General features: G+C 47.7%; 13 protein-coding genes. 8 read left to right on the top strand and 5 right to left on the bottom strand.

What is annotated here, in order from left to right:
* Positions 1-3: 3 nt before the first annotated feature.
* Positions 4-687, bottom strand: a complete 684-nt coding sequence (locus tag WBJ53_RS05660; RefSeq protein ID WP_338877157.1) for a response regulator transcription factor — start codon at positions 685-687, stop codon at positions 4-6.
* Between the two features lie 343 nt (positions 688-1,030).
* On the opposite strand from WBJ53_RS05660, the gene WBJ53_RS05655 reads away from it, so the two are divergent.
* The 3 genes from WBJ53_RS05655 to WBJ53_RS05645 all read left to right on the top strand — a co-directional run bounded on the left by WBJ53_RS05655 (position 1,031) and on the right by WBJ53_RS05645 (position 7,554).
* Positions 1,031-2,221 carry a methionine aminotransferase gene (locus WBJ53_RS05655; RefSeq protein WP_338875085.1) on the top strand — a complete coding sequence of 397 codons (1,191 nt, stop codon included), beginning with the start codon at positions 1,031-1,033 and terminating at the stop codon, positions 2,219-2,221.
* Between the two features lie 654 nt (positions 2,222-2,875).
* Positions 2,876-6,058: a TonB-dependent receptor gene (locus WBJ53_RS05650; protein WP_338875084.1), complete on the top strand. Its 3,183-nt coding sequence runs from the start codon at positions 2,876-2,878 to the stop codon at positions 6,056-6,058.
* 20 nt (positions 6,059-6,078) lie between these two features.
* Positions 6,079-7,554, top strand: a complete 1,476-nt coding sequence (locus WBJ53_RS05645; protein WP_338875083.1) for a RagB/SusD family nutrient uptake outer membrane protein — start codon at positions 6,079-6,081, stop codon at positions 7,552-7,554.
* A gap of 170 nt (positions 7,555-7,724) precedes the next feature.
* Here the strand turns inward: WBJ53_RS05645 and tkt are convergent, their stop codons facing one another.
* Complete coding sequence (gene tkt, locus WBJ53_RS05640) at positions 7,725-9,779, bottom strand: transketolase (RefSeq protein WP_338875082.1); 2,055 nt, start codon at positions 9,777-9,779, stop codon at positions 7,725-7,727.
* A 415-nt stretch (positions 9,780-10,194) separates the two neighbouring features.
* Between tkt and pyk the strand changes: the two genes are divergently transcribed.
* Positions 10,195-11,631 (top strand): pyruvate kinase, encoded by a 1,437-nt coding sequence (gene pyk / locus WBJ53_RS05635; protein WP_338875081.1) that lies wholly within the window; start codon positions 10,195-10,197, stop codon positions 11,629-11,631.
* 104 nt (positions 11,632-11,735) lie between these two features.
* Here the strand turns inward: pyk and WBJ53_RS05630 are convergent, their stop codons facing one another.
* Complete coding sequence (locus WBJ53_RS05630; protein ID WP_338875080.1) at positions 11,736-12,836, bottom strand: putative zinc-binding metallopeptidase; 1,101 nt, start codon at positions 12,834-12,836, stop codon at positions 11,736-11,738.
* Between the two features lie 332 nt (positions 12,837-13,168).
* On the opposite strand from WBJ53_RS05630, the gene WBJ53_RS05625 reads away from it, so the two are divergent.
* The 3 genes from WBJ53_RS05625 to WBJ53_RS05615 all read left to right on the top strand — a co-directional run bounded on the left by WBJ53_RS05625 (position 13,169) and on the right by WBJ53_RS05615 (position 20,135).
* On the top strand, positions 13,169-16,591 hold the full coding sequence (locus WBJ53_RS05625) for a transglutaminase family protein (RefSeq protein WP_338875079.1): 3,423 nt from the start codon (positions 13,169-13,171) through the stop codon (positions 16,589-16,591).
* 132 nt (positions 16,592-16,723) lie between these two features.
* The gene (locus tag WBJ53_RS05620) at positions 16,724-19,282 is read left to right on the top strand and encodes a circularly permuted type 2 ATP-grasp protein (RefSeq protein ID WP_338875078.1); all 2,559 of its coding nucleotides are present in this window, start codon (positions 16,724-16,726) and stop codon (positions 19,280-19,282) included.
* Positions 19,272-20,135, top strand: a complete 864-nt coding sequence (locus WBJ53_RS05615; RefSeq protein ID WP_338875077.1) for a transglutaminase family protein — start codon at positions 19,272-19,274, stop codon at positions 20,133-20,135. The genes WBJ53_RS05620 and WBJ53_RS05615 overlap by 11 nt, the downstream gene beginning before the upstream one ends.
* A 230-nt stretch (positions 20,136-20,365) precedes the next feature.
* On the opposite strand, the gene WBJ53_RS05610 is transcribed toward WBJ53_RS05615, so the two are convergent.
* Positions 20,366-20,839 (bottom strand): DUF5606 domain-containing protein, encoded by a 474-nt coding sequence (locus WBJ53_RS05610; protein ID WP_338875076.1) that lies wholly within the window; start codon positions 20,837-20,839, stop codon positions 20,366-20,368.
* Between the two features lie 143 nt (positions 20,840-20,982).
* On the bottom strand, positions 20,983-21,585 hold the full coding sequence (yihA, locus tag WBJ53_RS05605) for a ribosome biogenesis GTP-binding protein YihA/YsxC (RefSeq protein ID WP_338875075.1): 603 nt from the start codon (positions 21,583-21,585) through the stop codon (positions 20,983-20,985).
* A gap of 179 nt (positions 21,586-21,764) precedes the next feature.
* On the opposite strand from yihA, the gene WBJ53_RS05600 reads away from it, so the two are divergent.
* Positions 21,765-22,217 carry a thioredoxin domain-containing protein gene (locus tag WBJ53_RS05600; RefSeq protein ID WP_338875074.1) on the top strand — a complete coding sequence of 151 codons (453 nt, stop codon included), beginning with the start codon at positions 21,765-21,767 and terminating at the stop codon, positions 22,215-22,217.
* Positions 22,218-22,249: the final 32 nt, after the last annotated feature.

The raw sequence follows: 22,249 nt of genomic DNA, 5'->3' as shown, positions 1-22,249 counted from the left end.
AAGTTAGTCGTCGGTAGCCTGCATGATATAGCCAATGCCGCTGAGAGTGTGGATGAGCTTGACCGGAAAATCCTTATCTATTTTTTTTCGCAGGTAGTTCACGTATACATCCACGACATTGGTGCCCGTATCGAAATTCAGATCCCACACCTGCTCGATGATCTCATTACGACTCAGCGCCTTGTTCTGGTTTTTCAGAAAAAACTCCAGCAACGCCAGTTCGCGGGCTGTCAGCGAAAGCTTCTGATTACCCCGTTTTACGGTTTTGCTCTGTTGGTTGAGTTCCAGATCGGCAATTCGGAGAATTGCTGGTTCGGCCGGATGCGCTGAATTCCGCCGGGTAAGTGCCCGCAGACGAGCAACCAACTCCCGAAACTCGAACGGCTTAACCAGATAATCGTCGGCACCGGCATCGAATCCGTCGAGTTTACTGTCGGTACTGCCAAAGGCCGTCAGCATCAGTATGGGCAAGTTTTCGAATCGATTGCGAATCATCCGACACAGATCGAAGCCACTAATGACGGGCAGATTGACATCGAGAATGACAATATCGAATTCTGACTCGGCCAGTTTTTGCTGAGCTTCTTTGGCATCGCCAGCAATGACGGCCACGAAGTCATATTCTTCTAACCCCGTTTTGATGAGTGTAGCAACTTCCCATTCATCTTCAACAATCAAAATTCGCATAACATCCAGTATTGAGTATGATTCCAGAACGTTCCAGAACTTGCTGACGGGCATTTCTACCGCTGCCCATTTGCTCTTAAACAATGACTTAATGGCCGAATCAAGTTCCAAACCTGGCCCGAATCAACGCGAATTTCAAAGAATCTTCGTCTATATAACCAGCCAATTTTATCAACCTTAGTAGAAACCACTCCGTGCACCCTATTTACTCTGCCAAACAATAGTTATCCTGCAAGCTACCGTCGACGCACCATTTTAGTGATGCTCCCCGGCGCCTACCGAAGCGAATCACTAAATTCTGTAACATTGCATCCTATTTTTACCCCTCTCCTGGCAGCAGTAAATGAATAAAGACCCCCTTAAAACACGCTCATCTAAACTTCCTCACGTTGGCACAACCATTTTTACGGTTATGTCGAAACTAGCCACCGAAACCGGTGCCATCAACCTATCGCAGGGATTTCCGGGTTTCGATTGTTCGCCAGAACTTGTATCGCTGGTTGAGCAGTACCTGCAAAAAGGGTTCAATCAGTATGCTCCAATGACCGGTGTGCCTGCACTACGGGAAGCCCTGGCCCAGAAAGCGGTTAATCAGTATAACGTTTCCTACGATCCTGAAACGGAGGTTACGATCACTTCGGGCGCTACCGAAGCGATTTTTGCAGCCATTACGGCAGTGGTTCGCCCCGGCGATGAGGTAATTGTGTTTGAACCTGCCTACGATAGCTACGTGCCAGCCATCGAACTCAATGGTGGCACTCCTGTATATATAACCCTGGCTCCAGCAAACGAGTCAGCCCCGGAAACGCATACCGCAGATTATACCATCGACTGGCAGCTAGTTGCCGAAAAAATAACCGATAAAACCCGCCTGATTCTGGTCAATACTCCCCATAACCCAACCGGCCGCGTCTGGACAACAACTGATCTTGACCAACTAGCCAACCTGATTCAGGATCGTGCTATCTGGGTTGTAAGCGATGAAGTCTATGAACACATTTTGTTCGATTGCCGGAAGCACCATTCGCTCATGACGCATCCGGTTCTACAGGAACGTACGTTTGTGATTGGCTCTTTTGGCAAAACATTTCATATAACAGGCTGGAAAGTCGGCTATTGCTTTGCCCCGCGACCGTTAACTACCGAATTTCGCAAAATCCATCAATACTTAACCTTCAGTACGGTCACTCCTATCCAATACGCCCTGGCCGATTACTTAAAAAATCCGGATCATTACTTACAACTTCCTGCTTTTTACCAACACAAACGCGACCTGTTTCTCGATGGTTTACGGCAATCCAGATTTCGGTTTCGGACAACAGAAGGCAGTTTTTTCCAGACCGTTTCCTACGCCGATATTAGCCACGAACCTGACTATGAACTAGCCCTTCGTCTGACAAAAGAAATTGGTGTAGCAGCCATTCCAGTTTCGGTTTTCTATCATCGGAAAAACGATTACCGAGTGCTGCGTTTCTGCTTTGCCAAAGATGACGCTACCTTGATAGAGGCTGCCGACCGGCTAAGCAAACTGTAAACCAGCGATTTAACAACCCGATACCAATAAGTTCTAACAATTGCGCTATCAGCTACATATCTCCTGAACCAGCCTTGCCCGAGCCGTGGCAATACCACAATATCTTTATATTGAAAAATCAACTAAAATACATATAATATACTACACTAATCCGATTTTTCAACTAAATATACCTATAAAATACAAAATACAAAAGTATAATATGGTTCCACTATTTACGAAGCATATATAAGCTTAATCCTATTTTACTGTTTTTGTCTTTTGGAGAAATTAAAGCCCATAAGCCGCAAATATGCCTTTCTCCTCAAACTACTCCTTTTGCTCGCTATCTACTTCCGATGCTAAGTATTATTCCTAAAACAGGAGCTTACTTTCCACTAGATACAGTAAAATCAGCCATAGTTAAACCAAAAAACATAGTATTTGTACTTATACAATATCAATCTAACAAGTCAGAATAATATTTTAGCAGCATGAACACAGTCTACCAAATAAATATACATGTAAAAGAAGATACTGTTTATCATTATTAGCCATTCTAAGAATATTGCAAAAAAATATTTGCAATCCCTTTCAATTATACGGGATCTATATATTACTTTTGTTCTCCCGTTTTCTTGGGATATTAAAAAGTACCTAACAACTACTGTTTTCATGAGAAAAATTCTATTCGGAAGTTGGCTTCTTGGTCTACTTTTCTGCTTGCCAGCATTGGCGCAGGATGTAACCGTAAGTGGCCGCGTTACTTCATCAGACGACGGGTCGCCCCTACCAGGAGTGACTGTACAAGTTAAAGGTGCAAACCGTGGTACAAACACCGATGCACAGGGTAATTATCGGCTAACGGCACCAGCCAGTGCCCAGTTAGTTTTCAGCTTCATCGGCTATACGACTCAGGAGGTGCCCGTCAACAACCGCAGCGCGATCAATGTGTCGCTGTCTGGCGATTCGCAGCAACTAAACGAAGTTGTTGTAATTGGTTATGGTACACAAACCAAGCGTGATGCTACCGGTAGTATTGGTTCCGTAAAAGGGGCTACCATTGCTCAGATGCCAATCCAGAGCTTTGAATCGGGTCTGGCTGGTCGTACGGCCGGTGTTCAGATTACGGTTCCGAACGGTGTACTGAACAATCCTCCCGTTTTCCGTATTCGTGGTACAAACTCTATTTCGCTTAGCTCACAGCCGCTTATTGTAGTTGATGGTGTTCCATCCTTCACGGGCGACTATTCGTCGACAAACGCACCTGCTAACCCACTGGCCAGTATCAATCCAAATGATATTGAAAGCATCGACGTAGCCAAAGATGCCGCTGCCACTGCGATCTACGGTAGCCGTGCTGCCAACGGTGTTGTATTCATTACGACCAAACGGGGTAAATCAGGGACTGTTAAAGTTAATTATGATGGCTGGGTTGGCTTTTCCAATGCCTATCGGCTACCATCGCTGCTAAATGCGCAGGAGTACATTAACTTCAAAACGCAGGCGGTTGCCAACAACCCGTCGGCAAGTGCCATTAAGTACAATCAGGTAAACGATGCCAATGGCAACCCAGTCGATACCAAATGGTATGATCAGGTTTATCGGCAGGGCGTTTCCCAGAACCACAATGTAAACATTTCGGGTGGTTCGGATAAAACCAATTACTATTTCTCGGTTGGCTATACGAATCAGCAGGGGATTCTGAAGAAAAACGATTTCCAGCGCATCAATACGCTGTTCAATATGGACAGCAAGCTGGGCAAGATGTTTACCGTTGGTGGCAAGATTGCTTACTCTAACGAGAAGAACCTGGCCGCTACCTCGTCGGGGTCGCTCTATGGCGAAGCCTTCAACACGGGTGGTTTAGGTCGTTTGGCTATTGTATTGCCTCCCATCATTTCTCCTTACAAAAATGATGGTTCGTATAACATAAATGGTTCGGCTATTGGCTCTTCTAACATCAGCGGTATAAGTTCACTATCGTATTATAACCCAGTAGTTCTGCTCGACAATAACCGCTCTAACTCAGAAAGTAATCACATTCAGTCGAACATTTATGCCCAGTTTAAGCCATTAGACTGGATTACGCTGAGAAGTACCTACGGTATCGACTATCTGCTGATCAATAACGATCTTTTCTGGACACCGATCAGTGGTGATGGTTACAGCTATGGTGGCTATGGAACTGCCAGTGCGGGAACCTACAAAACATGGGTTTGGACCAACACGGCGCAATTCGACAAGACGTTTGCGGGTAGCCATAATGTTAGCCTGCTGGTTGGTCAGGAACAACAACGCCGTACGTCCAATGCCTTTGGTATCAACCGTCAGACCTTGTCGGATGATGCCTATAACCAGATTCAGGCAGGCTGGGTGAATAACAACCCAGCGGGTATGACTTATGGCGAGAACTACCTGTTATCTGCTTTTGGTCGGTTAAATTATAACTATAAAGAAAAGTACTTCCTGAGCGGTAATGTTCGTCAGGACGAATACTCGGCTTTGGGCGAGAAAAAAGGCGTATTCTGGGGCGCATCGGCTGGTTGGGAAATCACGCAGGAGGGTTTCTGGAAAGCGGCTGGCCTCGACCGTGTGTTCAGCAACTTTAAAATACGCGGTAGCTACGGTAAGGTCGGTAACATTGGCGGTATCGGCGACTATACGCCTTACTCTACCTACGCTTCGGGCTTATATGGTGGTTCTTCTACGTTGTATTTCTCGAACGTGGGCAACCCCAATCTGAAATGGGAAACCAGTACGAAGACCGATGTTGGCTTTAACTTCGGTTTGTTCAATGATCGGATTACGGGTGAATTTGCCTGGTACAAAAACGACATCAACAACCTGATTCTGTATGTAGCCCAGGCTCCATCGACTGGTCTGCCAACCAACCCCCCTCAGAACGTTGGTACGATGTATAATAAAGGTATAGAGCTGTCGCTGAACGCACGGGTGGTTAATTCAAAAGCTTTCCAGTGGAATTCGAGCTTCAACATTACCTTCAACAAAAACGAAGTGACTTCGCTGGCTCCTGGCTTAAATGTAATTCAAACCGGAATTGGTGGTAGTGGTGCGCTCGAAACAGTAAACCAGACTCAGGCCGGTTATTCGCTGGGTCAGTTGTGGGTAGTTCGTACGAATGGTGTCGATCCGGGAACGGGCAAGCGTATTTTTGTGAATTCGCAGGGACAGAACGTGTACTATCAATACTACGCTCCAACGGGCCAGTATCAGTATTCAACTACACCCGATGGCAAAACAAAATATGTTAGTCCAACAGGTGGATCGGCTATTACACAGGCTGCCGATGGGGTGATGTATGCAAACGTGTTGCCAAAACAGTATGGTGGCTGGGATAACACCTTCAAATACAAAAACTTTGACCTGAGCGCTCTGCTTACCTATCAGCTCGGTTTCTACGTATACTACGGCTCCAACGCTGGTTTGCACGATCAACGCTGGTGGAATAACGCCAAAGACGTGTTGACCGATGCCTGGCAGAAAGAAGGCGATACGGGCAAGAAGTATGCTAAGCCTGTTTATGGCGATAACGTATCGAATGGCTCTGCTATTCCGCTGGATGCCAACGTATTTAAAGGTGACTTCCTGCGGCTTAGAACGTTGACGCTGGGCTATACGCTACCGGCATCGCTCACATCGAGAGCTAAAATCAGCAATCTGCGGGTTTATGTAAGCGGTCAGAACCTGGGCTTAATCACCAAGTATCCAGGTCCAGATCCAGAAGTATCGTCGAACGGTGCCAACAGCAATAGCAGTACATCTTCGCAAGGTGTCGACAGAAACACAATCGGTAACGCACGCACAATAACGATTGGTTTACGGGCAGGTTTCTAATGCGTTTCATCAAAGATTTTATGAAAAAGAAAATAATATATTCGGCAGCCTTATGCCTGATTAGCTGGGGTTTTAGTGCCTGTAATCGGGATTTGCTTACCCCAATTCCACAAACATTGGTAGCAGACGTATCTGCCTTTAGCACCGTATCACGCGTTAATACACAGCTTCTCTCTTTATATGGAGCGCTGAAAGATGGTAACGTGTATGGCGGCCGCTATGTAATCTATGGCGATATTCGTGGCGAAGATTTTATCAACGAGACGAATAACCTGGTTACGGGTTCTGACGTGTGGGCCGAAAACCCAACCAACAGCGCCACTGCCGTTTCTAACTTGTGGAACTATGGCTATCTGGCCATTAACAAGTGCAATATCTTTTTAGATGGTATGGCAGCAGGCGGCACTACGGTAGTAGGTGCCGATTTGGGAAAACAGTACATCGCGGAAGCCAAACTGATTCGTGGTCTAGTCTATTATAGCCTGCTTCAGTTCTATGCTCGTCCATATGCCGATGGCAATGGTAACAACCCAGGGTTGCCTCTGCGCCTTACCGGTATTAAAGGAGCAGGGCAGTCTGACTTAGCCAGAAGCACAGTGGCCGAGGTGTATGCCCAGGTAATTAAAGACCTGAACGAAGCAGAAGCCGATTTACCTTCAAAATATACGGCAGCCTCTGACAACGTTACCCGCGCTCACAAGAACACAGCAATTGCCCTGAAAACACGCGTGTATCTGAGCATGCAGAACTATGCCAACGTAATTACGGAAGCTAACAAGATCGTGAGTGCTACGGCTCCCTTCTCGTCGCCTTCGAACGTTGCCAATGCATTGCAGCCAGATATCACAACGGTTTTCACGAACTATACAACATCGGAATCCATTTTCTCGATGCCAATGACCAGTACCACAGGAGACTATCCGGGCACGCAAAACCAGTTGGCGTATTACTTTTCGCCAACTACGGCTAATGGTGGTGTAGGAAATGGCGAGTTTTCGCTGAATCCGAATGGAATCATTGCTAACCCGGATTGGAAAGCAACCGATAAGCGTCGTTCGTTCATTAAGCAGTCGGGTACGACAACCGTTAAAAACTGGCTTGTTAAGTACAAGGCACCAAGCCCCTATACAGATTATGTTCCTGTAATTCGGTATGCCGAAGTGCTTCTGAACCTGGCCGAAGCAAAAGTTCGTAGCACCAACACAGTCGATGCACAGGCAGTAGCGCTGCTGAATGCCGTACGAAATCGTTCGGATGCCTCAACAACGTTTACGGCTGATAGCTTTGCCGCTTCTACCGACCTCATCAACGCCATTCTGACCGAACGTCGTATTGAGTTCCTGGGCGAAGGGCTGCGCAATAACGATCTGATGCGTCTGCTGCAAACGATTCCTGCAAAAGGAACAGCTCAGTCAAAAGCGCCATCGGACAATGGCTATATCTGGCCAATTTCGGCATCGGAACTGGCACTGAACAAACTGGCGACGGACAACTAATTCTGTCTTTTGTTCTCATTAAAAAGAGGTTAGTCCAGGCGGGCTAACCTCTTTTTTGTTATTGGGCAATTGTTATTAGCCACTTTCTGATGCTCGTCCACGATGCAATCGCGGATGAGCATCAGAACAGACCTAAAAGGTTTTTAAAACCTTTTAGGTCTAACTTAACACTACTTCTCATGCGATAACACTTCTTTTTCTTCCATGCCTTCGGGTTCGCCTTTAAGTACACTCAATGCCTTTTTGACGACATTTTCAACCGTAAAGCCGAAATAGGCCATCACTTCTTCGCCCGGACCAGACAAGCCGAAACGATTCATACTCAGCGACGTTCCTTCGTCGGTCACGTATTTATGCCAGCCTATGGGCGAACCCACTTCTACAGCCAGTCGCTTACGGACGGTTGGTGGCAGCACTTCATGCTGATAAGCCCGATCCTGCTTTTCAAACAGTTCCCACGAAGGCATACTAACTACCCGAGCCTGAATACCCTGTTTCTTTAACTCCTCCTGTGCGTCCAACACCAGCGATACTTCCGAGCCAGTACCGATTAAGATCAGCTCGGGCGTTCCTTCGGCGTCACTCAGAATATAAGCCCCTTTCTCCAATCCGCGAGCCGACCCATATTTACTCTGGTCGATTACCGGTAACTTCTGCCGAGACAGAATCAGAGCAACGGGCGTTTTGTGCTGCATCATAGCCACTCGCCAGGCTTCAACCGTTTCGTTGGCATCGGCCGGTCGAATCACAATACTATTTGGAATAGTTCGCAAGGACACAAACTGCTCGATTGGCTGGTGCGTAGGGCCATCTTCTCCCAGACCAATACTGTCGTGCGTAAACACAAACGTCACCGCCGATTCGGCCAGCGCCGTTAGCCGGATTGCTCCCCGCATATAATCGGAAAAGTTCAGGAAGGTGCCGCCGTAAGGATGCACGCCACCGTGCTGCGCCATACCGTTGAGGGCTGCCCCCATAGCGTGTTCACGTACACCAAACCAGATGTTCGAGTTGCCATAATGCCCCGGCTGAAAACTCACATCACCTTTGGTTGGCATTTCGTTCGACGATGCCAGATCGGCCGAGCCCCCAAACAAATACGGCACGTGTTGCTTCAGCGCCGTTAGCGCTTTGCCCGACGCCTGTCGCGTTGCCAGTGGTCCATCGTCGGGCTTAAATTGCGGCAAATCTGCATCCCAGCCTTCGGGCAATTTACCAGCAAACGATACGCTAAACAGATCCGCTTCGGCCGGAAACTGTGCCTTATAATCTTCAAATCGGTTTTGCCAATCGGTTTGCAAATCAGCTCCTTTTTTGCCTGGTTCGAGCAAATAGGCTTTCACGTCTTCAGGAACAAAAAAGGTTTTGTTGGGGTCCCACCCAAAAAACTCTTTGGTTTTCCGAACGTTTTCTTCGCCCAGCGCACTGCCGTGTACTTTGCTGGTGCCTTCCTGCGGACTGCCATAGCCAATAATTGTGCGAACGGCAATAATCGACGGTCGGTCGGTTTCGGCCTGTGCTGCCCGGATAGCCGCTTCAATGGCATCCAGATCATTGCCATCCGCAACGTGTTGTGTATGCCAGCCATAGGCATCAAAACGCGCCATCCGATCTTCCGTAAAAGCCAGATTGGTTGGGCCGTCGAGCGAAATAAGATTATCGTCGTAGAGATAAATCAGCTTCCCTAGCTTCAGGTGGCCAGCCAGCGAAGCAGCCTCTGATGCGATACCTTCCATCAGATCGCCATCGCTGACAATGGAATACGTGTAATGATCAACCACCGTATGCCCATCGCGGTTATAGGTAGCTGCCAGAAAGGCCTCTGCCATTGCCATACCGACCCCATTCGCAAACCCCTGCCCTAACGGCCCGGTAGTTACCTCAACACCCGGCGTCAGATTCGACTCGGGGTGGCCCGGTGTTCTGGAGTGAATTTGCCGGAAGTTTTTCAGATCGTCGAGACTCAAATCATAGCCATACAAATGCAGCATACTGTAGAGCAGTGCCGACCCATGTCCTGCCGACAGCACAAATCGGTCGCGGTCGGGCCATTGAGGATCTTTAGGATTGAATCGCAAAAAACGAGACCAGAGCACATAAGCCATGGGCGCAGCGCCCAGCGGCAAACCCGGATGGCCAGAATTGGCTTTCTGAACAGCATCGACCGACAGTAGCCGGATGGTATTGATGCTAAGTTGGTCAAGATCAACGTTCTTGTTTGCCATAGCGGAATTGAACGAAGTTGAAAAGATAGCTTTTAGCTCTTACTCATCAGTAAGAGCAGGTTTCTAATAGCTAACTCGCAAAATCGAAAGAAGATTGAAAAAAGAGAAAATTCCTGCAAAATCGCTCTGGTTCGCAAGCGTTGGGCATTGTTCATAATGAATACATATAGCGCGTTAGTCAAGGGTCTTATTGATTCCTGATTGCGGACGCGCTTATTTTTTTGAACCGGCAATTACTTACCCAATTCATGCCTGAGGCCGTTTCAGCGGGCTTGTTTTTATGGAGTTTGTTAGTTTTAAAGCCCGTTGGTTTTCGTTATATCCGTAAAATTTCGATTAAGTCAACTGTTTATTGTACCTACCGGTTATTTTTGCACCGGCTTTTGGCCATTTTTGCCCAATTTTCCCGTACCTCATGTCTAAGAAAACCAAGATTGTGGCCACTATTGGCCCGGCTTCCGAAACGAAAGAACAATTGCTGGCATTAGCCAAAGCCGGTGTCAACGTATTCCGGCTCAACTTCTCCCACGGTACCCACGAAGACCACCTTCAGCGATTAAATCGCATTCGTGAGATCAATGCAGAATACAATCTGAATCTGTGCGTGTTGCAGGATTTACAAGGGCCTAAGATCCGTATTGGTAATGTCGAAAATAAAGATGGCGTCATGCTGCTTCCTGGTAGCCAGCTCGTATTTACAAACGACGACATCATTGGAACGGCTGAACGGGTCAGTACACCTTATAAAGGCATGTATCAGGACGTTCATCCGGGGGAGCGCATCCTGATGGACGATGGCAAACTGGAAGTTCGTGTGATTGGTACCGATGGTACCGATGTGGTGACGGAAGTCGTTTATGGCGGTCCGATGAAATCCAAAAAAGGAGTGAACCTGCCAAACACCAAAGTGTCGATGCCCGCTGTTACCGAAAAAGACTGGGAAGATCTTAAGTTTGGCCTGGAGCACAACGCCGAATGGATTGCGCTCTCGTTTGTCCGTGAAGCTTCAGAAATTATTGAAATCAAAGAATACATTAAAGCACAAGGCAAGAGTAGCCGTGTTATTGCCAAAATTGAAAAACCGGAAGCGATCCAGAACATCGACGCCATTATTGAAGCGACCGATGGTCTGATGGTTGCCCGTGGCGACCTGGGCGTTGAATTACCGGCCGAGCAAGTACCGATGATTCAGAAAATGCTGGTTGAGAAGTGTAACAAAGCCGCCAAGCCGGTTATTGTGGCTACCCAGATGCTCGAAAGCATGATCGACGCTCCTCGCCCAACCCGCGCCGAAATCAACGATATTGCCAACTCGGTGTTGGATGGTGCCGATGCCGTAATGCTGAGTGCCGAAACGGCGTCGGGCAAATACCCAATTCTGGCCGTCGAAAGTATGGCCAATACCATTCGGCAGGTCGAAGCCACCAGCGACACAATTTATTATCGCTACCATGCTTATGTGAATGAACATCCGAGCGAAAATGTCATTAACGACAACGTGGTGATGAGCGCCTGCCGGCTGGCACGCGACACAAAAGCGAAGGCCGTTATTGGCATTACAAATTCGGGCTATACGGCCGTGCGGCTCTCGCACCACCGGCCCAAAGCCGATTTGTTTGTCTTCTGTAATGATGCCCGGCTCCGGAACACCTTAGGTCTGTATTGGGGGGTTCAGGTAATGCCTTATGAACCAAACCACGATCTGAATGTCGATCAGACGGTAGAGGGTATTAAACAAACGCTGATTGGTCAGGGCAAACTGGCCTCTGGCGATATTTTTATCAATACACTCAGTATGCCGCTTACGCAAAGCCGTCGGACCAATACGGTAAAGCTGAGCACGGTCGATTAAGTGTTTTTACTCCCAAATCAAATCCCCCAATGGCATATCCTGAAGACGTGCCGTTGGGGGATTTGGTTATTCGTCACTGGCTAACGCGCCCTACGGTCACGTATTTATGCCAGCACCGTTGCCCGCTTCACTTCTTTTTTCATCGATCGGCCTTGTTTCACCAGCTTATGGATGAATTTCATTTTTTGAACAATGGCCGCATTGAACACTTCGGGAACCACATCCAGCAATCCCATTGTGCGGTTCATTTCGTTAAGTTTTATGCCTAGTTGCTCATAGTTAAGCAGTAGTTTATCGAAGGGGGTTCCCCGAAAATCAACCGATTCCTCTTCTTCGAGCAATAGGTTCACATTCTCGGCAGTATCCAGAATAGTAATCATTTCCAGATAGGCCCTAAATGTTTCGGCAAAATCTTCCCACGGGTGCATACTGGCGTAAGCACTGATGTACCTGAGCGCCCAGTCGGGTTTAGGTCCCTGCTGATAATACTGATTCATGGCTATTACGTAATCGACAGCCGTATGATCGCCAAATACGGCTTTACATTCTTCTTCGCAACGATACTGAACCAACAACTGCCAGTAATAATGCCCGATCTCATGATGAAAATGCCCGATCAGCGTACGGTGCGATTCGCCAAAATCGACCCGAAGTTTTTCCCGCTCCACCGGGTCGGCCTCTTCAATATTGATCGTAATGGTGCCATCGGCATGGCCAGTGAACACTTTTTCGGCAATGATAGCGTCGGTTCCGGCCTGCGTAGTTAGCACTACATCGCCTTTGAAATCAAAAATCAGGGGTAACGAAAAACCGGAATAGACCGATCCGTAGGGTAGCCCAAGAATATCCAGGGTATAAAGAAGACGTCGTTTTGCTGCTTCAAGTTTATACCATTTCTCCTGATTACCCGGTACCGACATATCGGGCACAATACGATTCAGACTACAGCAGTCGCAATATGCGTCGGCCTGCTGCCAGGTTGTAGTTACCACAACACAACGATTACAGACCTGATAGTCTCGATAGTTGGCGCATTTTGTTAAGGTTGCCTGGCAATTGCCGCAGCTATAGGTATGTTCATCGAGCGGATTAAGCGATCGGATACCCTCGCACGACGGGCACCAACCTACTTCCCGATGGCAATTGACACAGGATGAATTCTCAAAATGCAGCGTATTCCCGCACTGACACGGATATATATTCATTAGTTTAGTTCTTCGTAACATTAGTAAGCTTATCTATAACCACCCCATCAGCAAGTTGTTAGCACAGCTTCTGTAAGTTTTATAATCTGGAGACACCAGGGGTCTGCAACTTCCCTACCGCGGTAGTGCTTTATTCTACTATTCCTATAAATATTATCCATTTCAATACAATCTCCAGCCGAAAGCCCACATGCTGCAACAATTGCATTATAACAAATAATATTTTACTTAATCCAATAAAAACCCAAAAAAAGTTGGCAAAATACAATATAGAGATAACTTTAACCTGCTAATCTCCTTTCATAAAAGGTCCTTCCGTATCACTCTTCAGTATGGCTATTAAAGTTGCAATTTCCCATAAAACAACCTACAAATTTGATCGTCTGGTTGGGCTTTCTCCTCATGTGTTTCGTCTTCGTCCGGCTCCTCACTCACGCACAGCCATAGAGAGTTATTCGTTTAAAATCTTCCCCCAAAATCATTTTATAAACTGGCAGCAAGATCCGTTTGGCAACTACCAGGCCCGGGTTGTATTTCCCGAAAAAACGAAGGAATTACGGATCGAGGTAGAAGTATTAGCCCGGATGGAGGTTATTAACCCGTTCGATTTCTTCATTGAAGAATATGCCGAAACGGTTCCTTTCCGCTACGACGAACACCTGCAAACAGAGCTAACGCCCTACCTGGAAATCAAAGAGAACGGCCCGTTACTTAACGAATGGCTCGTGCAGAACACCATTGCCGAAGCTACACCAACGGTCGATTATCTGGTTCATCTTAACCAACGGCTAAATCAGACGCTTGCCTATAACATCAGAATGGAGCCAGGAGTGCAATCGTGCGAAGAATCGCTGACCATACGAAGCGGTTCCTGCCGCGATTCGGCCTGGTTGCTGGTGCAGATTCTGCGGCATTTAGGCATTGCTTCCCGCTTTGTATCGGGTTATCTGGTTCAACTCACCGCCGACGTCAAGTCGCTGGATGGGCCGTCGGGACCCGAAGCTGATTTTACCGACTTACACGCCTGGGCCGAAGCCTATATTCCGGGAGCGGGCTGGATTGGCCTCGATCCGACATCGGGTTTGTTTGCCGGAGAAGGGCATATTCCGCTCTGCTGCACTCCCCACTACAAAAGTGCGGCTCCCGTTACGGGCGCTACAGATGTATGCGAAGTAACGTTTGCGTATGAAAACCAGGTTTTTCGAATTTTCGAAGATCCGCGCGTTACCAAGCCCTATACCGAAGATCAGTGGCAACAGATTCTGAAAGTAGGTGATGATGTCGAAAAAGATTTACAGGCGGGCGATGTGCGGATGACAATGGGGGGCGAACCTACATTTGTTTCCATTGATGATAACGAATCGCCCGAGTGGAATTCGGCTGCCGATGGCCCCCTAAAACGCAAACTCTCCTACGATCTGGCTTTGCGGCTCAAAAATCGGTTTGCGCACGGTGGCCTGCTCCACTTCGGACAGGGGAAATGGTATCCTGGCGAACCCTTTCCCCGATGGCAATATGGGTTATACTGGCGCAAAGATGGGCTACCCATCTGGAAAAACGACGATCTCATTGCCAAAGAAGCGCAAACTTCATTTACGTTCAGAGAAGCCGAAACTTTTATTAACGAATTAGCCCGATGCCTGGGACTTAGTGTCAATAATATCACTCCAGCCTACGAAGATCCTATTTACTGGGCGCTGGAAGAAAACAAGATTCCCGTTAATCTCGATCCACTGGACATTGATCTGAGCGACTCCATTGAGCGCCGGACGCTGGCCAGTATTCTGGAAAAGGGCCTCAATAATCCGGCCGGTTTTGTACTGCCGGTAGAATGGGATAGCAACACTAATTCGTGGGTAAGCTGCGTCTGGGAATTCCGCCGAAAAAGCTGTTTTCTTGTACCAGGCAATTCGCCAATTGGTTTGCGGCTTCCACTCTCTTCGTTACCCCACGTCACAAAAAATCGCCGAAAACAGCCCGTTGAGCGAAGTCTGTTCGAAGAGCTACCCGTTCTGGGTTCCTACCAGTCGGTTGTCGAAAGCCGCTATGGTAGCGAAACATCGCCCTACAGAGCCCCCGTTGGGCAGGAGCCAAAACCCAAAGCCGACGAGAAACCGGCCGAAAAGGCCACAACCGAGAAGACACCTTTATTTGAGGTCGATACGATCCGAACAGCCATTAGCCTGGAAGCCCGCGATGGTATTATCTATGTTTTTCTGCCTCCAGTCGATTATCTGGAACACTATCTGGATTTAATCGCGTCGCTGGAAGCTACCGCCGAAACGCTCCAGATGCCAATTCGGGTAGAAGGCTATACACCCCCTTCCGACTATCGTATCCAGAAATTGGTGGTGTCGCCCGATCCGGGTGTAATTGAAGTAAATGTGCATCCGGCTGCTTCCTGGCAGGAACTGGTCGACAATACAACAGCCCTCTATGAAGAAGCGTTTTTAGCGCGACTGGGCACCGAAAAATTCATGGTCGATGGTCGGCATACGGGAACGGGCGGAGGTAACCACGTGACCATTGGTGGTGCCAAACCCGCCGATAGCCCCATACTCCGACGGCCCGACTTATTGCGAAGCCTGATCACATATTGGCAACACCATCCGGCGCTTAGCTATTTGTTTGCCGGGCCATTTATTGGCCCTACCAGTCAGGCACCCCGCATCGACGAAGGCCGCGACGAGCGTTTGTATGAGGTTGAAATTGCGTTCGATCAGATTCCTGAAGACCGGGAAGTACCGTTCTGGATGGTCGACCGGATTTTCCGGAATCTGCTGGTCGATATTACCGGCAATACGCACCGAACGGAGTTCTGTATCGACAAGCTGTATTCACCCGATTCGTCGACGGGCAGGCTCGGCATTCTGGAATTTCGGGCGTTCGATATGCCTCCGCATAAACACATGAACCTGGTTCAAACGCTGCTGGTGCGGGCGCTGGTATCTATGTTCTGGAAACAGCCTTACAAGAAAAAACTCATCCGCTGGGGCACCGAACTCCACGATCAGTTTCTGTTGCCGCATTTTGTTTACCTCGATATGGTTGATGTGGTCACCGATTTGAAAGCAGCCGGTTATCCGTTCGATATATCGTGGTTCGATCCATTTTTCGAGTTCCGTTTTCCACATCACGGCACCATCACGGTAGATAATATTCAGATGCAATTGCGGCTGGGCATTGAGCCCTGGCACGTGCTGGGCGAAGAGCTGTCGAACGCCGGAACCGCCCGTTTCGTCGATTCGTCGCTGGAACGTTTACAGGTAAAAGTAAGCGGCTTTGTGGATGGCCGACACATTTTGCTGTGTAACGGCTGCCGGGTTCCGCTGCGCAGTACGGGCATCAAGGGCGAATATGTGGCAGGCATCCGCTACAAAGCCTGGAATCCGCCCTCGGCATTGCACCCCACCATTGGTGTCGATGCACCGCTGATACTGGATATTATCGACACCTGGAACAACCGGGTATTGGGTGGCTGTACGTATTTTGTGTCGCATCCGGGCGGGCGCAGCTTCGATACGTATCCAATCAACAGTTACGAAGCCGAATCGCGCCGAATCAGCCGGTTCTGGGGCTTTGGGCATACACCTTCGCAAACAGATGCGATTCCGGTGCCGGTAAAATTCTCCCCAACCATCTCCCGATTTGTAGCCGAGCATAAGAAAGACCTTCGGGTCGATACTCCTTTGGAACTGGTCAACCAGGATTATCCGCATACGCTCGATCTGCGTCGGTTCTGGCGGGCAAAATAAAATTGGCCATTCACTGCCAATCTGATCAAAAATAGTCTGAAGTTTATAGTATGGAGTATGACTTTTATCCAGAGGTTTTGTATAAGCGTCTACTGCTGACTACAGACTTCAGACTGCTCATTTAACAGAAATATGGTTTCAGAACCTACCCGTAGTTTGCTAGACCTATACCAAACTAAACTTAGCTCGTATGATGAGGTATTAGCACCCGATGGCACCTTAAAGCCGCATTGGCGAAAGTTATTTTCTGCATTAGAAAAAATTGGCAGTAACGAACTGGAAAATCGTGCGCAGGAAATAAAAAATAAGATTCGGGAAAACGGTGTCACCTACAATATTTACCAACGCCCAGGTGGCTTGAACAGCCCGTGGAAACTGGATCTGATTCCGTTCCTGATCGAACAGAAAGAATGGCAGGCCATATCGAAGGGGTTGCAGCAACGGGCGATATTGCTGGATTTGATTCTCCGCGACATCTATGGTGAGCGCCGGATGATTAAAGACCGAATACTCCCGGCCGAACTGGTCTTTAACAATACGGGATTTTTCCGATCCTGCCACGATGTAAAACTCCCTACCCAAAACCAGTTGATCATGTATGCTGCTGATATGGCTCGTGGTCCCGATGGCCGTATGTGGGTGGTTGATAATCGAACGCAGGCTCCGTCGGGGTCGGGCTACGCGCTGGAGAACCGAGTGCTCATCAGCAAAATTATGCCCGAGCTGGCACAGGATATGCACGTACGTCGGCTTTCGCCTTTTTTCACCCAGGCGCAGCAATCCATATTTAAAGTCTTCCGCGAAAAATCGGAAAACCTGAATGTGGTTTACCTCACTCCCGGCCCCAACAACGAAACCTATTTTGAACAGGCTTATCTGGCTTCCTACCTGGGCTATACGCTCGTTCAGGGCGACGATCTGATCGTTAAAAACGGGTTTGTCTGGATTAAAGCTATTGATAGTCTACAACGGGTCGACATCATTATCCGGCGCATCGACGACGAATGGTGTGACCCGCTTGAGCTTCGCATCGATTCGAAATTGGGAGTACCGGGTCTGTTGCAGGTTATTCGCAATGGCAATGTGATGGTTATTAACCCGCCGGGAACCAGTGCGGTCGAAAATTCGGCCTTCAATGCCTTTTTGCCATCGTTGTGCCGGTATTTTCTGAGCGAAGAGCTAATTCTGCCTTCGGTGGCAACCTGGTGGTGTGGCCAGCCCAGGGAACTCCAGAACACGCTGGACAATCTGGGCAACCTGATTATAAAAAAGGCCAACAGAAAACAGGTTTTTCGCTCGGTCTATGGCAAACAGCTCTCAGCTCAGCAACTGGAGGAGCTTCGCGCTCAGATTTTGCAAAACCCAACGGAATATGTCGCTCAGGAAGAAGTCAGTTTCTCAACAACACCGGCTTTTGTCGATGGCAGGATTGAGCCACGTTACGCGGCCATACGGGCTTTTCTGACCGCAACGCCAACGGGCTATCAGGTAATGGAAGGTGGCTTAACGCGCAGTTCGATCCAGAAAGACAGGTTTTCGTTTTCCAATCAATACGGCAGCATTTCAAAAGACACCTGGATTGTGTCGAACGAGGCCGAGATAATTCGGGAACGGGTTAAAGTTCCGGCTATTGTTTATCAGCAAGCCCATTCGTCGCTACCGAGCCGAAGCGCCGAAAACCTATATTGGGCCGCTCGCTACAGCGAGCGGAGCATGAGTGCCACCAGCTTTCTGATGATTACGCTCAATGCCCTAAGCTTTCAGCGCAATTTTGGCATTCAGACCAAAACGCAGCATATCGATATATTGCTGAAAACGGTATCGAGCCTTATTCAGGTAGAACCTCATTTTTCGGACGAGCATAAAGAGTTTTTCAAAAATCCTTATCCAATCATTGCCGAAAATATAGCGAGCAGCACCCAGGCTGGCAGCATCACCTCATCCGTTCAATCGTTTCTGCGAGCCATGCTTTCGGTGCGCGAACGGTGGAATAACGTAACCTGGCGCGCCATTGATGTTATTGAGCATATAAACCAGAAGCTTCAGCAGATTCGCCCCAATCAAAACCCAAACGACACTCATAACCTCCTGAATGATTTGCAGAGCAGTTTGTTCACGTTCTACGGAATCGTTAGCGAATCGATCCCCCGAAACCACGGATACTATCTGTTTGAAACGGGGAAGTTGATTGAACGAATTTTGTCGAAGATTACCATCCTTCGGTCTATCTTTAGCATTAAAACTGAGCCCTTTATTGAGAATGAATTGATGGAGATTGTGCTGATGAATCATGTTGCCTTATCGCACTATCGATCTACCTACAAGACCAATTTCGAAAAAGAATATGTGCTGGATATGATTCTGCTGGACCGGCAAATTCCGTCTTCGCTATCCTATTTGCTGGATTCGCTCGACTATAGCCTTAGCCAGTTGCCTCAATCGTCGGAACGGCTAAGCAAATCCCGAAAGGCTATTCTGGAAGCCGTTACGCAGATTAAGCTCATTGACGTATCAGACATTGCAACCGTTGAGCCCAGCACACAGGCTTATGAGAAATTAAGTATCGTTTTATCGCGTGTGTACAACTTGATTTTATTGGTATCCGACTATACAACCAACCAGTATTTTAATCATACAGCTACGCAACACTCGATCACAGAAACCATCGTAGATCTGGAAAATGAATTATAGATTGCTGCATAAAACCCAGTACGATTATAGCGAGAATGTGAATAACTATCATGGTCTGGCTTGTGTAACCCCAAAAAATCTGTCTCGTCAGACCCGCACCGATTTTTCGCTGTCGATTTATCCAACTCCTGATGAAATTTATACTCACACAGATTATTTTGACAATACAATTCATTATTTCTCCATTCATAAACCTCATAACAAACTCGTCATTTTAGCCAAAAGCACCCTCGAAACTCATTCGTCAGCCAGTGCTGTTGTGCCCATTACCAACAAAGAAGTCAGAGAAGGAATTCGAAGCGATGGTACCCTGAAAAATATGCTTCTCGACTATATGCTACCGAGCCCGTTTGTTCAGTGGGACGACGAAATCAAACGGTTTGGAGCCGATTGTTTTGCCGATACGGTATCCTTTTATGAAAGTGCGAAACGACTATGCCATAAAATTTATACAGAATTTACGTATGTGCCGGGTTTCACAACGATTCATACTCCGCTAAAAACGGTATTGCGGGAACGAAAAGGCGTATGTCAGGATTTCTCCCATCTGTTTATCGCCTGCCTGCGCAGCATGGGCTTTGCAGCCCGTTACATCAGCGGTTACCTCGAAACGCAGCCTCTTCCCGGCAAGCCCAAATTACAAGGTTCCGATGCCACTCACGCCTGGGTGTCGGTCTATGTTCCTGGAATGGGCTGGTGCGATTTCGACCCAACCAACGACCTCATTCCGCAGGAACGCCATATTACAACAGCCTGGGGGCGCGATTTTGGCGATGTTTCGCCTTTGAAAGGGATTATTTTCAGCACGGGCAAACATACCTTCAGGGTTGAGGTCGATGTGATACCCATTTGATGGGGCAAAACCTGTTGTCGACACAGACACAGGGGTGAAGTTCAATTTGTAAATTAGTCGTTCTGTGTCCTCTGTACCTCACAAGAAGGCAATTCAGCACAAAGACTAAAAAGCCGCGAAACCAAGGGTCATCGCGGCTTTTCTGTTCTCACTGAAAATGGAGATTTTCCGGGTTTACACGTTGGAGGCTACAGCCAGCTTTGCTGTTACCTCGCTATTAAAAACCCTCATTAAGCTTTTTCTTCGGTTTCGGTCTCAGCCGTTCCTGTTTCTGTCGACTCTGGTTCCGAGACTTCGTCGGCGGTTTTTTCAAATAGCTCAGGCGCATACTGACTCAGAATACCATACCACACAATTAACTTCTTAATGTCGGTTGGCCGAACCCGTTCGCGGTCATAATCGGGCACTACCGACGCCATAAAATCGGCCAGTTCGTTATTCGATCCTTTGGGATCGGCGGTCACTGTTTTGCCGTATTTATCATTAATTGCCAGCAACACCGTAGCGAGCGGAACCGACTGTTCGGGTGTGTCGACATAAATAGAAATATCGTTCAGAACCGAAACGCGTGCCGTTGGTCCCATCATTGTTTTCGCCTTTTTATCATCTAAAGACTCAACAATAACGCCATTTCGGCTTGGTTTAAGAATCCGAAACAGACCGCTGTGACCAGCAATGTTGGCAATTTGTTTTAATGCTTCCATAGAGACTTATTGAAATGGTAACGCCCGTTTTGGCCGACGTATTGCCCTTTTAATGAATGATTAATGGAGAGTTGTTAAATGATTGAATTGTCGAATGATTGAATTGTAGTTCTATTCAATCATTCGACAATTCAATCATTCAATCATTTTTTAAATTCCTGATTCAGCGGCCGAATAAACGCCAGGAGCTCTTCGCGACCGGTGGCCTTCACCGCTGATGTAACAAAAAACTGGGGTGCTTCTTCCCACACCTCCAGCAATCTGGCGCGGTAGGTTTCCAGCGCAGCGTTCAGTTTCACCTGGCTTAATTTCTCGGTTTTTGTGAATACGATTACGAATGGCAACCCACGCTCTCCCAGGTTATACATAAAATCGAGATCGAGTTTCTGGGGCTCAATGCGCGAATCGACCAGCACAAAAATACACAATAGATTGGGGCGGCTGGTCAGATAACCGTCGATGAGAGCCGCAAATTTTTCCCGCTCGGTTTTGCTAACCTGGGCATAGCCATATCCGGGCAAATCGACCAGATACCACTCATTATCGATCAGAAAATGGTTGATAAGCTGCGTTTTGCCGGGTTTGCCAGAGATTTTGGCGAGCGACGAACGGCTTGTCAACATATTGATCAACGACGATTTACCCACGTTTGAGCGGCCAATAAATGCATATTCGGGCCGGTCGGGTTTAGGGCATTTTGCCGGATCGGAGTTGCTAACAAAAAATTCGGCTTGTTTAACGGGCATAACAATAATGGCTGAAACGGTTGCAAAGGTCGGAAAGATTAAGGAAAATGGCACATAGTTTGTCTTTTGAGAAAGTGCCTATTAATTTGGATATTCAAAACGCCGGTAGAAACGAAAATAGGCTACCCAAACGTTATTCATCCGAAACTCAGAAAATAACCGTAGATCGGTTCGAGCGCATGAAAAAAGTAATTTGGTTCTTAACCATCCTATTCGTCGGATTTGGCTATTCTGCCACACAGGCCATTCCGTACGGTGATCACAAACCAGCTCCTAAAGAAGATCCTGAAGGTATTCAGTTTACCGAAGCATCCTGGAAAGATATTCTGAAAAAAGCCAAGGCCGAAAAGAAAGTAATTTTTCTGGATGCCTATGCCAGTTGGTGTGGCCCCTGTAAGCTGCTGCAAAAAAATGTTTTTACGAAAAAAGCGGTTGGCGATTTCTATAATGCCAAGTTCATTAACGTAAAAATAGACATGGAAAAAGGCGAAGGCCCAGCCTTATCGCAGGTGTATCCGCTCGAAGCGTATCCTACTCTGCTGTATATTGACGGAAATGGCAAAGTTATCAAGAAGGTCATTGGCCTTCAAACCCCTGAAAACCTGATTGCTATCGGCAAAAGCATCAAATAATTTCGGGTGGGTTTTACCTACGATTTGTGAGA

This window comes from Spirosoma sp. SC4-14, from assembly GCF_037201965.1.
GTDB lineage: Bacteria > Bacteroidota > Bacteroidia > Cytophagales > Spirosomataceae > Spirosoma.
Note: the sequence above shows the minus strand (reverse complement) of the source record. Positions and strands in the feature narration are given on the sequence as shown.

Coding starts and splice junctions, on each gene's coding strand:
- WBJ53_RS05660 (WP_338877157.1), bottom strand. CDS start 687: ATGCGAATTTTGATTGTTGAAGATGAATGGGAAGTTGCTACACTCATC.
- WBJ53_RS05655 (WP_338875085.1), top strand. CDS start 1,031: ATGAATAAAGACCCCCTTAAAACACGCTCATCTAAACTTCCTCACGTT.
- WBJ53_RS05650 (WP_338875084.1), top strand. CDS start 2,876: ATGAGAAAAATTCTATTCGGAAGTTGGCTTCTTGGTCTACTTTTCTGC.
- WBJ53_RS05645 (WP_338875083.1), top strand. CDS start 6,079: ATGAAAAAGAAAATAATATATTCGGCAGCCTTATGCCTGATTAGCTGG.
- tkt (WP_338875082.1), bottom strand. CDS start 9,779: ATGGCAAACAAGAACGTTGATCTTGACCAACTTAGCATCAATACCATC.
- pyk (WP_338875081.1), top strand. CDS start 10,195: ATGTCTAAGAAAACCAAGATTGTGGCCACTATTGGCCCGGCTTCCGAA.
- WBJ53_RS05630 (WP_338875080.1), bottom strand. CDS start 12,836: ATGAATATATATCCGTGTCAGTGCGGGAATACGCTGCATTTTGAGAAT.
- WBJ53_RS05625 (WP_338875079.1), top strand. CDS start 13,169: ATGGCTATTAAAGTTGCAATTTCCCATAAAACAACCTACAAATTTGAT.
- WBJ53_RS05620 (WP_338875078.1), top strand. CDS start 16,724: ATGGTTTCAGAACCTACCCGTAGTTTGCTAGACCTATACCAAACTAAA.
- WBJ53_RS05615 (WP_338875077.1), top strand. CDS start 19,272: ATGAATTATAGATTGCTGCATAAAACCCAGTACGATTATAGCGAGAAT.
- WBJ53_RS05610 (WP_338875076.1), bottom strand. CDS start 20,839: ATGGAAGCATTAAAACAAATTGCCAACATTGCTGGTCACAGCGGTCTG.
- yihA (WP_338875075.1), bottom strand. CDS start 21,585: ATGCCCGTTAAACAAGCCGAATTTTTTGTTAGCAACTCCGATCCGGCA.
- WBJ53_RS05600 (WP_338875074.1), top strand. CDS start 21,765: ATGAAAAAAGTAATTTGGTTCTTAACCATCCTATTCGTCGGATTTGGC.